The sequence below is a fragment of the Aquisalimonas sp. genome (genome assembly GCF_007120195.1).
GTDB lineage: Bacteria > Pseudomonadota > Gammaproteobacteria > Nitrococcales > Aquisalimonadaceae > Aquisalimonas.
On the sequence record NZ_SKOG01000206.1, the window covers coordinates 1 to 12740 of the forward strand.

Sequence of the window (12740 nt, forward strand, 5' to 3'; positions counted from 1 at the left end):
GAAGGCTACGCGAATCTATTCGGCCTCTGGGGTCGGGCACGCTTCAGCCCGAGGCCACGATGGAGGATCGCGCATGCCGGGGCAAAATAGGCCGAAGACTTCGCTGAGCCGCTTGCCGCGACGGCCTCGGCGGCATGCCGGTCGCCTGTCACCGCCATCCGTTGTCGATGCTTGCGCTCACTCGGTGGGGATAACCTCCTTGCAGTCGATGAAGGACTCGGCTGCGCTTGCGAACGACTCCGGGTGACTATGCAGCGACAGCCATGCCGGGGTTGAACGTCTCCTGCCGCCGCAGGATTACCCAAAATGACGCGCGCGAGCTTGTTCGCGAGCGCGACGACACTGACGTTATCCGGTTTGCGCTGGCGAAGCCGTTTCGCCCACCGCGCCAGCGGATCATCGCGACGATCAAATTGTTGAAACGCCGAGCGCGCGCCCTGTATCAGTATGGTGCGCAGATAGCGATTGCCGGTGTGGCTGATTCCTAACAGTCGTGTCTTCCCGCCCGTGGAGTACTGTTTCGGAACCAGACCAAGCCAAGCACCAAAATCCCGGCCGCGGCGGAAGGCGCGCCCGTCACCGATGGCCGCAATGGTGGCCGTTGCGATGATCACCCCAACGCCCGGGATCTGGAGCAAAGCGCGGGCGCGCGGGTCGGCGCGCGCCATGCGCTCGAGCTGCTTGGTTGCCCAGTCGACGCGCTCATCAAGTGCGACCACATCACGCCATAGCTCGTAGAGCAAGGAGCGCGTCAAATCGGGCACGCCATTGTCGGCGTCTTCGAGGATCAAGGGGAGTTGTGAGCGGACTTTGTCGATGGATTTCGGCATGGTGATGCCGAATTCCAGCAGCATGGCCCGGATGCGATTGACCGTCGCCGTGCGTTGCGAGACCCAGCCGGTACGCTGGCGGTGGAGAAGCTGGAGTTCTTGCTGAGAGGCTTCCTTGATCTGGACCTCGCGCATCGTGGGTCGGGTGGCCGCCTCGGCGATGGCTTCGCCATCCGCGTAGTCGTTCTTCTGCGATTTCCTGTAAGCGCGCACGTACTGCCCCGGCAAAAGCTTCGCCTCGTGCTCCATCGCTGCTGCCTTACGGCCGACATAATGTGCCCCGGCGCACGCCTCCATGGCCACACGGCAGGGGCAACACTTCGCCAGATACCGAATCAGAGCCGTGCGACTGCCGAATTCCCGGCGCGCGACAACTTCTCCGTTCGCGTCCAGGCCAACGAGATGCATCTTGTCCTTGCCAAGATCGATACCAGCAGTTTGGATGGTCATGGATTGCCTCCTCTCTTCACCTTCCAGCCTTCTACACTCTCTCCGAGGGTAGAAGGGAGGCGGCGGTCCATTCCATTAGCTGGGGGGTCTCCCGGATGTACTAGCAAACTTTTCCAGTACCGCAAGCAACTGCCGCGCATGCAAGGCGGGTAATCGTGCCTCCAGGGTCTCTGTTCCGGTCTCGTCATATAATGTCGCGAACAAGTTGAGTTCGCGCTCTCCGATCTCGATGATTCGGTCCCTGTGACCCTCGAAACACCACTGAACCTTTGTCCGCCCATCGGGCAGTTCCAGTTCCTCCTTGATACCTGGCACTTCACCCGAACTATCGTGACTGAAGCAGTAGTCGATGGTTTGCGGTATAAAAAGGTTCGCTAATGTCACGAAAGCAGGACTTTTTTATGGTCCATACACGTTGGCGCTGTACAGAGTATGGTTATCTACCTCTGCAAACAGCTTGACCTCATTGGCGAACTGAAAGTGGGCCCGCAGCCGTGGATATAATTCGCGACGAAACCGACCACCATTCGGATCATCGTAGACGCCCTCTGGATGCAAAAATTCGCTGACCCCGTGCGAGTTTCCGTTGTCCCAGGCGCGAGGTAAGAAACACTTGTATAAGTTCGCTTTTTGGCCAGCGAGTTGGGGATAGTTTGATTCTGCATTGAGGAAGTTTTGCGTCCCCTCCGAATCCTCGAACGCGTCCGTCCAGCCCCGCTGCAGGGCGGGGATGCGCTCGAAGGTTGCCTCGCGCAGTCGGGCCAGTTGCGGCGCCGTCATCTTGCGGATGGCAAAGCGGGGCTCGAAGTCCGCCAGCACGTCGCCGCTGCTCCACTCCACCTTGATCCAGGGCGGGTTGCCCAGAATCAGATCGAAGCCGCCTCGATCGCGGAAGATATCGGCGAAGGCCAGCTCCCAATGGAAGAAGCGGCGCTTGTCGGCAATCGCATTGGCGCGCTTCAGACGGGGAAACGCGGCGAACAGCGTGCTGAAATTCACCACGCCGTACTTGTCGACGAAGCGCCTGCCCTCCTCCGGATTGGTGCTGGCGTAGAGCTCCATCTGCTCGCCCACGCGGTGGGTGGCCACCGTGTCGCCGAGCAGCAGGTTCTCCAGGTCCATCAACCACTCATCGCGGTCCGGCAGCTCGGCGGCGGCGTTGATGGGCCAGAACCACAGCGCACACCAGTAGTCCATGGCGAGCTTCAGGCGCCGGTAGGCGCTGGTGTTCTCGAGCTGGTTGGAAAGCAGCTCCTGGTCCACCACCGCATCCTTGTACTGCAGGCTGGTGGCCTCGCCGCGGGCGGTGTGGCCGAAGACGGGGTATGGATCGGTAGTCCGGCGGCGAAGCCGGGCCAGGCTTTCGGCGTGCTCGTCCCAGAGGCCGCTGATGCGCTCGCTGAGGGCCTCCAGCCGGCGCAGCTCATCCTTATCGAAGGGCCTGGTGAAGGCCTTGCGCCAGGCGTTGATGGCCTTGATGCGCTCGGGGTAGAGGGCCTTCACCTCCTTGTCGTTGTAGTGCGCCATGCCGCTGTCCGGCAGCAGGAAGTGCCAGATCTGGCCTTCCTTGCGTGGCTGCCCCAGCGGGAGGCGCTCCGGTGGGGTTTTCAGCCAACTGCCCTGCCCGGTGTGCTCGAGCTGACCTCGGGTAAAGACCTCCCGCCGGGCGCCAATGAGGGAGTTGCCGGCATGGAGCTGGAGCCCGAACCAGGGGATGAAGCGGTCGCTGCTGAGCGCATTCAGCCACAGGGCGACTTCGGCGAGCTCCACGGCCACGGGGTTGAAGTCCACGCCGAAGACGTTCTTGTCGGCGAGGAACATCTTCACTTTCTGCTTCTCGCCCGCGTAGTCCTGCTGCGGGATGCGCTCACGCCGGGCGGACTGGACCAACTCCAGGTACTTGTCCGCGAGCTGGTTGATGGCCTCGTTCAGGAATGCCGCACTGCCCATGGCGGGCTCGCAGACGGTGAGCTGCAGGATCCGCTCGGCGCGGGCGGCGTCGTCTGGCAACGGGTCGAGCTGTTCCTTGTAGACCTCCTTCAAGGCGTACTTCACCAGGCTGCGTGTGAGCACTTCCGGGGTGTAGTAGGAGGCCGTCTTCTGCCGGTCGCGGCCCGCCAGGCGGTAGATGAACGTGCCCTTGTCGTGCTTGAGCAGCTTGTCGTGACCGGCCTCGTCCTTGATAAAGACTTTCTCCTCCTCGTCGTACTCCGCCAGGGCGTCGGCGGTGACGAAATAGCCGATGCCCAGGGGATCCCAGCTCTCACCCTTGGGCTTCACTTCGTAGAGGTCGTGCCGGGCGAAGAAGCCGCGATAACTCAGCAGGCCCTCGTAGACGGCGCCGAGCTGGTTGATGCCGAGCTGGGCGTAGGAAATCCGGCCCCGGCGCTTGTTGCCCCGGGCCGGCCGCGAGAGGGACATGAGCTGGATGACCCGTTGCAGCAGGTGGTTGGGAAACACCACGCGATTAAGGTTGCGGGTATAGCCGGGGTCGAACAGGTGGCTTTTGAGCGGCTGGATCTCGAACGCGTCGCGGCCGGTCTGCCGGCTCTCGGTGGCGAGCAGGTCCTGCGTCGGGCGGTAGCCGTCGAAGACCAGGTTGAAGAGCCGGTTCAGGGTATCGTGGAAATACCGCCCGCGGCGTTCGGATTCGCTGGTAAGGGGGACCATTTCCAGCTCGCGCAGGTGCTCCAGGGAGTAGCCCTTGAGATAGGTCTCGCTGGTCACCGGGGCGTAGCCAAGCTCCGGGCGTGCCTCGATGTAGAAGAGAAACAGCAGCCGGTACATGTAGCGCAGGCACTCGAGGCTCAGCCGCCCCGGCTCCAGAGTAGATGCTCTTTTTCTGCGCCTGGGCACGGGCCTCCAACTGGCGGGCGGCTTCACTACCGAGGAGCTCGATGCACTCGCGCAGGGCGTACTTGAGGTCTTCCGAGACGCCGTAGGCGTGCTTGTGGGCGTTCTCGTCCAGGGTGTCCAGCAGGCTTTGCCCCTGGCTGCCGAGCAGAGACTCCCGATGCAACAACACGCTCACGGCCTTGAGCGTCTCGGTTTCGCGGCGGGTGAGGAGTTCCGGCCAGTCGAAGCGCAGCAGGCGGTGCTGGCCGAATTTGGTGCGGTCCAGCAGCAGCCACTGGCGCGCGCCGACCAGCAGCACCCAGCGCGGCGGCGTCTCCTGGCTGAAGACCTGCTGGCTGAGGCGCTTCTGCCAGTCCGGCGCATCGGAGCGAAAGACAGCCCTCGGAAGCGGGGTGTCGCCCAGTGTCTGGAGCTGTTCGGGCTGGATGCCGCAGGCGAGCGGATCCAGGTCCGGCTCTTCGCCCATGGCCGGGGCGGCTTCCAGGATCCAGAGCACCGGATCGCCCTGGCTGGAGTACAGCGCGCCCAGCAGCGGCAGCTCGACAACGTCATCGAGCAGCTCACGGCGCGGCCGATACGGCAGCTCGAAGATGTCTAGCAGCCGCCGGGCGACCGCCCGCCTGCCCTCAATGCGTTCGGTGGGCTGGCGCTGGCGCGCGCTCTCCTCGACGCCCTGCAGCAGCTCCCGGGCCATGGCGTTGAGGCGGCTGGAAGGGGTGCGATACCCACGGTACTTCGCACCACCCTCACCCCTGGCGGTGGCCGCTTCGCGCCCTTCCGCCTCCCGCGCCCGCCAGGCCTCCAGCACGCCGCGGATGTCGCCGGAGAAGATCTCGGCGAGGTAGTGGTCGGAGTAGAGCTCGTTTTCGTTGGTAACGCCGATCAGGTTCATCGTTCGGTCTTACCTATTGAGAGGCTGGCGTTCCCGTGAACACGGCAGCGATCTGGAGATACGGCTCGGCTTCGGTGCTCTGGGTGTTCTCCAGCCAGCCCTGGTAGTCGCGGAAAATGCGGTCGATATGGGTCTGGCGCTCCTGTTCCCTGCGTGCCTTCACGGCTTCGGGCTGGCCGGAGCGCTCCAGTTCGAGGCGCAGTTGGCCCTCGTGCTGGCGCTTGAGCTCAGCCAGGCGCTGGCGGTGCTGCTCCAGAATGGGACGGCGCTCGGCATCGAACGCCCGCTTCAGCGCGCGCAGTTTGTCCCGGGAGGCGGCAATGGCCCTGGGCAGCAGAGCGCGCAGGGGCGCGGTACTCCCGGTGCGCCCCGGGTTGGGAAGTGTTCCGGGCCGGAGGTCCAGCCGGTCCTGCAGGGTTTCCCAATTCATGGTTTCGACGACCTCACCGCCTTGAATCCGCACCGCTGTCCATTGCTGGACGAGCACGTGGCCGCGGCGATTGGGGAAGCCCCCGTGGGTGAGAATGATGTGTTCGTCGCCCGCGAGCCTGCCGGTCAGGCGCAGGACCGGCGCCGTGTGGCGGCCGAAGGCGTTCAGGGCGCGATCCGACAGCCACTCCATGACAGGATGCAACGGCCAGAGGTAGTGCAACTGAGGCCAGGCCGCGTCTTCTTCCTGCCGCGTGCGGCGGATTTCCGCGTGGATGCTTTCCTTGTTGGTGGTGAGCGTGAAGTGGTCGTGCTCCGGGCGAACTTCCCGCGGCAGGTAGTTGAGGCGCTGCCGGAGATCGCCGGGTGCCGTGAGGTAAACGGTTTCCCCCTCAACCCCGCCGTCGAGCTTCTCGCCCTTCTCGGCGAACCAGCGCAGCGCCGTCCTCGCATATTCGAGGCCGCTCGGAAACACCCGCGGCAATGGGCTTATAGACTCCGGGTGGTTAGCGCGGCCGCTTTGCGGAATGAAGCTGTCCAGGGGGCTTTCGCTCTCCTGGACCTGGTCATCCATCATGGCTTCGAACTGGACCCAGAGGCTATCCGGCTCGGCCTCCTTCTCGATCACGCCGGCGACCTTTTACTCTTCCGCCTCCTGGCTGTAGAGGCCCATGAACTCCGAGGGATCGCCGATGTTCTTGCTGGCCTGGTCATCCTTGCGCACGAGCACTTCAAGCACGCGCTGATCACCGCGGATCTTCGGGTGCTCGCTCTCGGTGACGAGATAGCGGATCTGCGGTTGCCGGGTCTGCTCGTAGCGGTCGATGCGGCCATTGCGCTGCTGGAAGACCATGAGCGACCAGGGAATGTCGAAGTGAATCATCCGGTGGCTGCGGTGGTGGAGGTTCAGGCCCTCGGAGGCGACATCCGAGCAAAGCAGGATGCGGATGCCGGACTCGCAGTGGTTGAACTGCTCGACGGTGTCCATGAGCTCCTTGTCCCGCATGTCGCCACGCAGCACTTCCAGCGCGCCCTTGCTGAGCTTGAGATCCCGGGGGAGCTGCTCGGCCAGAAAGTCGACGGTCACCAGGCTCTCGGTGAAGATCACCAGGCGGTCATCCGGGTTGCTCGGCTCCCAGCCGAGACCGCCGGAGAGCTGCTGGAGCAGGAGCCGGTACTTGCTGAACTGATCCGGCGTAATGGCTTCGAGGCTGGATTCGAGCCCGTGCAGGGTGTCCAGATCGTCGACGATATCCGTGCGGCGGGCCTCGTCGCGCTCACGCTCGAGGCGGCGCTGGAGTCGCGCCATGCGGTTACGCACGGTGGAGTGGCATGCCATGGGGCTTGAGAACAGCGCCTTCTCCAGCTTGGTGCGAAACAGACGCCCACCACCGGGGCCGCCCCCGCCGTCCAGGGTATTGAACGAGACCTCCAGCAGGCTCGCGTAGGCTGCCTCTTCGACCGCGGTGGCCGGAATGCTCGCGACCTCGATTTCCCGCTCCGGGAAATTGCCCTTGAGCTGGTCCCGGACATCCTTCTTGAACCGCCGGATCACGAGCCCTTTGTCCCGATAGTCCCCCTGGGCGTAGTCGCTCGGATTGGCGATGGCCGTGGGATCGAGCATGTTCACAAGGCTCGCAAAGCTCTCGGGTTTGCCGTCGTGCGGCGTGGCCGAGAGCATGATCAGCGTATCCAAGCGCGTGGAGAGCAGGCGGGCGAGCCGCGAACGCTGTGAATGACTGCCGCGCTCGGCGACGTTCTGGGTCTCGTCGATGATGATGATGTCCCAGTACGCCTGCTCCAGGTGGTGCCGGTACTCGATATCCTGCTTGAGGGTATCGATCGAGATGATGGCGCGGTCGAAGTAATGGAACGGGTTGTGGTTCGACGGAATCCGGTTGCGAACCCGCTGCAGGCCCGTGGAATCCAGGCGCACCAGCGGGATGGTGAACCGTGTCCAGAACTCCTGCTGGAACTGGGTGAGCATGGACTTCACGGCGAGCACGAGAATGCGCTTGCCTCGCCCGCGCGCGATCAGCTCGCTGGTGAGGATTCCGGCTTCCAGCGTCTTACCAAGACCCACTGCATCAGCCATGAGAATCCGCTGCCTGGGTTGCTGCAGTGCCTGTAAGGCGGGTTCGCGCTGAAAGGGCAGATCGTCCACGGCCGCACGGTGCCCAAGGTGGATGCGCTCATCCGACGGCGCGGTCTTGCGCAGCATGGAGTCGATGAAAAGGAGGCTCGCGCCGAAGTTGCTGGAGACGTCATCGACGAGCTGGGTGTCCTTCGGGTCCAGGATTCGGGGCTTGTCCAGTTCCGTCAGGAACAACGACTCCCGGCCCTGGACCAGCTCGGACAAGCCTTCGCAGCTTAGGATCTAGCCGCCGTCCGAACTGAAATCAACGCGCTTGACTCGCCACTCGGCGTCGCGGATTTCCACCCGCATACCGGGGGCGTATTGTGGTGTGACCATACGTCTCTTCTTCTCTGGCTCGCGCCCGATCACGCACAGGTCAGCGATTCACCGGTCAGTGCGACTTGCGCGCCCTATCGTGTTGGTCGGGTGAAGTGTCTGCGTCTGCGCTGGCTGGAGCTTCACTCGCTCCCGCCACAGCGAATGTCCAAGGCAATGACTGTCTCTCTGCGGCGACTCCAGTTGTCACAGAGTGCCCGAGCGAATAGACGGGTACAACGGGTCCAGAATCACGCGCTTTCGACACTCGATGCGGGAGAATCCAGATCGCACTCTCTACCACTGACGATACGACACGGTGCCTCCCAGGGGAGTGACGCCGTCAACACTTTGCGATCGGTGACAGCCATGTCCGAGACCTTCCTGCGCCCAGGACAAAGTCAAAGTCCCGGCCACCCGTGGCGATTCCGGCGATTGGATATGAGAGAGCGGCGTAATTTTGGGAGCTGTGTTGCTCGTACGCGGGGGTTTTCAGGTGGCTTAGGGGCGGCTCGCGGAGCTTTTGCGCGCCGGTGACGGAAGGCGGGCACGGGCGGGCGGCAGTGCGGCGGGTGGGACGAGTGTGTCGATGCTAGAATCAGACGAAGGCGGCCGGCGTGTTCCCGGCGCGTTCGGCCTGAAGGAGCCCCACGCCCGGCACAAAACCCGTTACCATCCCACCGAAAACCGCCACCGTGACGCGATTGGCCGGCTCACGGACCCACAACGGCTCGACCGTCGCCGGAAATCGGTGAAAACCCAAAAGCTATTTTCCTAGCCGACCGATTATTCAGAGCCGGACTTGATCCAACAAACGGTTCAGATCGTGGTTCGCTTCGCTCTCACGATCTAATCTTGTCCGTTATGCAGCACGGACCTCGACTACCTCGCCGTAAGAATGCGGCTTAGGAATAGGCTCACCGTGTTCTTTGAGCCCCTCCAAATGGAATTCAATTGCCTCGCGAATGAGCTGCAGCGCCTCCTCTCGACTCTCACCTGCGGCAACACACCCTGGCACATCCGGGACATACGCGCCCCAGCTCGTGGAACCTTCCTCTACAATTACAGTATAGCGCATAACAATCCCCTACCTCTTGAGACCCGCCTGCTTCAGGACATTATTCAATGTGCCCGGCAGGACCTCAACATTGGGTTTCCCCGAGACGGTGACGGTCGCGAGCACTTCGACACGCTCTGCGAGCGCCACCTCCGGGGCATGATTGTTGATTTCGCGATGCCGCGGAATGGCCGAACGTCTGTTTTGGGACGGATTGTGCCACCAAGAGTGACGACCTCCCTCTCGTAGCAGAGCGCAACCTTCGGATTCGAGATATCGAATCAGGTCGCGGCGCTTCATACGCCGATTTCCAATTCCTCGTAGTTCTCGCCGGCTGCATCTATCGCATCCGTGCGATTGAACTCCAAGGCTTCTCTAAGAGTGATCTTCAGCGACTCCAACAGCTCCTCACGGGTCGCTTCCTGGCAGTTGACGCCTGGCACTTCCTCGATCCAGCCGTACCAGAAAGTACCGTCGGTCTTCACTACAGCGGTGTATCGAGTGTTCATAACGTTAGTTTAGCTTGGCTCCGTCAGGACACATAACACCCGCGTAATAGGCGGGAGCTTGCGATTGAAATCGGTTCCTCCAGATAGTTTTCCGGAAAATACTTCCACTCCAATTCAACCAACACAACCTTACTCATGCCACCATTCCACTAACAGTGAGTAGGGTCTTGCATGTACTTCAACCTGCGGCCGGGCCCTTCGAACCCGTTTCACTACCTCCCTGTACTCGAGCGTGCGAGGCATCGGCTATGGGGCTCCAAACTCAATCTAGGCTGAGACTGCCTCGAACCCGTCATGGTGTGCACGTGGCAATGGCGAATCGCCTGCAGAGTACTCGGCGTCCACGTCTGCGGGTTCGTCATTAGACTCCAGATAGCCGCGCAGGCTCATATCCAGCGCCAGAGCGCACCATTCACCGCCCTCGTGCAGCCCGAGGACACGCACGCTGAACTGCATCTATGCTACCTCCCTTGGCCGTTCCAGCAGAGCCGGCAATAGCGGCACTGTTATAGATGTGCGCACAGTAACGGTGCCGACCACAACCTGATGTTCACAGTATACCCAGTATCAAACCGCGTCACCCGCACATGCCTGAAAACGCTGTGTGCGGACGGTATTCCATGCCACGCCGCGCATGGCGAGCCTTGAGACAAGGGCGTGCCACAGGTCGGGGCACAGAGAATCCATGATGCGGGCGTCTTTGAGCACCGCAGACCCATGGCTGCGGGCGTTGCCGGCGTGTAGAGTCTTCGGCAAAGCGGGCTGTAACGCAAACGAGCACGATGAGCACGGAGCACAATAATGCGTCGACGGCGCTGAAGCGCCTGTTCGACGAACACTGGGCCTTCGTCCTGTCGGAGGATCCGTTGTACGCCACGCGCGTGGGGGAGCACCGCTACAATGCTCGGCTTCCTTCGGTTGGGGTGGCGGACCAGGAGCGCCGGCTCGCGGGCGAGCGCACGTTTCTCGCGCGCCTGGGGACGATCGACCGGGAGGCGCTGCCGGAAGCCGAGCGTGTCGACTACGACGTCTTCGCCCACCTGCGCCGGGACCGGGTCGCTGAGCTGGAGCACCGGGGCTATTTGATGCCGATCGGCAGTGCCACTGGCTTCCACGTCTCCTTCCCGCAGCTCTGGCAACAGGTCCCGTTGCGCACGGTACCCGATTACGAGAATTACATTGCACGGCTGCAGGGCTTTCTGCACTACGCGCGCGGGCACATCGGGCTGATGCGCGAAGGGCTGCGCCAAGGCGTCGTCCAGCCTGCCGTGGTGCTGGAAGGGATCGAATCGACGATTACGCACCACATTGTCGACGATCCCGGGCGCAGCAGCCTCTATCAGCCGTTCGAGCGCTTCCCGGGCGACATCCCCGCCGCCCGCCGCAACCGCCTGCGCGCGGCCGGACAAGAGGCAATTCTTGCCTCCGTCGTGCCGGGCTACCGCGAATTCCTCCGATTTATGGTGGATGAATACAAGCCGGGCGCGCGGCAGGAAATCGGTGCCTCCGCGCTTCCGGAGGGGCGGGCGTTCTACCGCCACCGCCTGCGCTCGTTCACCACGCGGGAGCTCTCGCCGGAAGAGGTGCACGACATGGGGCTGCAGGAAGTTGTCCGCATTCGCGCAGCGATGGAGGCGAGCATCGCGGCGCTCGGTTTCGACGGAACCTTCGATGAGTTCGTCCATTTTCTGCACACCGAAGAGCGCTTCCGGGCCGATTCACCCGACGCGCTCCTGCGCGAAATCGCCTATGTACTCAAGCGCATGGACGGTGAGCTGCCCCGGCTGTTTAATCACCTGCCGCGGATGCCTTACGGCATCCGCGAGATCCCCGCGTATATCGCTCCGCGCAGCCCCGCCGCGTACTATCAGCGGCCGGCGGGAGACGGCAGCAGGGCGGGATTTTACTGGGTGAATACCTACGATCTGCCCAGCCGGCCGCTCCATGAGCTCGAGACCCTGTCGTTTCATGAGGCGGTGCCCGGCCACCACCTGCAAATCGCGCTGCAGCAGGAGCTTGTTGAACTGCCGGCGTTCCGGCGCTTCGCCGCCGTCACGGCCTTCAGCGAAGGCTGGGCCCTGTACGCCGAGCGTCTTGGCCAGGAGCTCGGCTTCTTCACCGATCCGTACAGCGACTTTGGCCGCCTGGCTTACGAGATGCTGCGCGCCTGCCGCCTGGTCGTCGATACCGGCATCCATTGGTTCGGCTGGTCGCGCCAGCAAGCAATCGACTACATGGCCGACAACACGGCGCTGACGCTGCACAGCGTGACCACCGAAGTGGATCGCTACATCTCCTGGCCCGGCCAGGCGTTGGCTTACAAGATTGGGGAGCTCGAGATCCGCCGGCTGCGTGAATGGGGTAACCAGGCGCTCGGGGACGCTTTTGACGTGCGCGGCTTCCACCAGGTCGTCCTGGGCAGCGGCGCCGTCCCGCTCGATGTCCTGGAGGCCAATGTCGAGCGCTGGATGACGGAATTCCGCCAGTAGGCGGTCTAGCCCACAGTCACCGGCGCACCCGGGCCGGGCGGCACGCCGAGCATGATCCAGACCGCCAGTAGCAACGGCCAGGCAAACGCGAAGGCAATCGCATAAGGCAGCATCAGTGCGAGCAGCGTGCCGATCCCCGCCCCCGGCTGCCAGCGCTGCACGAACGCCAGCACGATGACCCAGTAGGGATTGAGCGGCGTGATAATGTTGGTGACAGAATCGCCGATGCGGTAGGCGGCCTGGGTGAGCTCGGGGCTCAACCCCGCCTGCATCAGCATGGGCACGAACACCGGCGCCAGGAAGGCGTACTTGGCCGAAGCCGAGCCGATGAACAGGTTGGCGAGCATGACCACGAGCAGGAAGCCCACCGCGAGCATGGGCGCGGGGATGGCGAGCGCTGCCAGTGCCTGGCCCCCCGAGATGGCCAGCAGTAGGCCCAGTTGACTATAGTTGAAGGCCTCGATGAACTGCGCCGCGACGAAGGCGAGCACAATATAAGGCGCCAGGGCGGCCATGGTATCGGCCAACAGACGCGCAGCATCATGGTCACTGGCAATGGTGCCGGCTCGCACGCCATAGGCCAAGCCCGGCACCAGGAACACCACCAGCAGCAGTGGAACCATCGCCTCCACCCAGCGGGCGAAGTGCTCGCCCTCGCCATGCAGTGGCGCCCCCGGGATGAGGATCAGCAGCAGCACCACGAGGAGTATGATCGCAAAGGCTACGCCGGCGGCGCGCAGTCCGCGGTCCGGGTGCGCGCCGGTGTCGTGGCCGGC

At 63.2% G+C, this 12740-nt stretch carries 11 protein-coding genes; 1 reads left to right on the plus strand and 10 read right to left on the minus strand.

Going from position 1 to position 12740, the window contains the following annotated elements:
* Nucleotides 1–5: 5 nt before the first annotated feature.
* From QZT63_RS14590 to QZT63_RS14630, 9 genes are all read right to left on the minus strand, one after another.
* Nucleotides 6–1280 (minus strand): IS110 family transposase, encoded by a 1275-nt coding sequence (locus QZT63_RS14590; RefSeq protein ID WP_290652221.1) that lies wholly within the window; start codon nucleotides 1278–1280, stop codon nucleotides 6–8.
* Between the two features lie 399 nt (nucleotides 1281–1679).
* Nucleotides 1680–4067 (minus strand): hypothetical protein, encoded by a 2388-nt coding sequence (locus QZT63_RS14595; RefSeq protein ID WP_290652222.1) that lies wholly within the window; start codon nucleotides 4065–4067, stop codon nucleotides 1680–1682.
* Between the two features lie 974 nt (nucleotides 4068–5041).
* Nucleotides 5042–6085, minus strand: a complete 1044-nt coding sequence (locus QZT63_RS14600) for a hypothetical protein (RefSeq protein WP_290652223.1) — start codon at nucleotides 6083–6085, stop codon at nucleotides 5042–5044.
* A gap of 12 nt (nucleotides 6086–6097) precedes the next feature.
* Nucleotides 6098–7816 (minus strand): DEAD/DEAH box helicase, encoded by a 1719-nt coding sequence (locus QZT63_RS14605; protein WP_290652224.1) that lies wholly within the window; start codon nucleotides 7814–7816, stop codon nucleotides 6098–6100.
* 691 nt (nucleotides 7817–8507) lie between these two features.
* Nucleotides 8508–8672, minus strand: coding sequence for a hypothetical protein (locus QZT63_RS14610; RefSeq protein ID WP_290652225.1), 165 nt, complete (start codon nucleotides 8670–8672; stop codon nucleotides 8508–8510).
* Between the two features lie 99 nt (nucleotides 8673–8771).
* Nucleotides 8772–8987, minus strand: coding sequence for a type II toxin-antitoxin system HicB family antitoxin (locus tag QZT63_RS14615; RefSeq protein WP_290652226.1), 216 nt, complete (start codon nucleotides 8985–8987; stop codon nucleotides 8772–8774).
* A 9-nt stretch (nucleotides 8988–8996) separates the two neighbouring features.
* Nucleotides 8997–9266 carry a type II toxin-antitoxin system HicA family toxin gene (locus QZT63_RS14620; protein ID WP_290652227.1) on the minus strand — a complete coding sequence of 90 codons (270 nt, stop codon included), beginning with the start codon at nucleotides 9264–9266 and terminating at the stop codon, nucleotides 8997–8999.
* On the minus strand, nucleotides 9263–9475 hold the full coding sequence (locus tag QZT63_RS14625) for a type II toxin-antitoxin system HicB family antitoxin (protein ID WP_290652228.1): 213 nt from the start codon (nucleotides 9473–9475) through the stop codon (nucleotides 9263–9265). Before QZT63_RS14625 ends, QZT63_RS14620 begins: the two co-directional genes overlap by 4 nt.
* Nucleotides 9476–9742: 267 nt before the next feature.
* On the minus strand, nucleotides 9743–9931 hold the full coding sequence (locus QZT63_RS14630; protein ID WP_290652229.1) for a hypothetical protein: 189 nt from the start codon (nucleotides 9929–9931) through the stop codon (nucleotides 9743–9745).
* Nucleotides 9932–10257: 326 nt separating this feature from the next.
* Between QZT63_RS14630 and QZT63_RS14635 the strand changes: the two genes are divergently transcribed.
* Nucleotides 10258–11964 carry a DUF885 family protein gene (locus QZT63_RS14635; RefSeq protein ID WP_290652230.1) on the plus strand — a complete coding sequence of 569 codons (1707 nt, stop codon included), beginning with the start codon at nucleotides 10258–10260 and terminating at the stop codon, nucleotides 11962–11964.
* A 5-nt stretch (nucleotides 11965–11969) separates the two neighbouring features.
* Here QZT63_RS14635 and QZT63_RS14640 read toward each other — a convergent pair.
* Nucleotides 11970–12740, minus strand: a 771-nt coding sequence (locus QZT63_RS14640) for an AbgT family transporter (RefSeq protein ID WP_290652231.1), incomplete at its 5' end; no start/stop codon positions are given.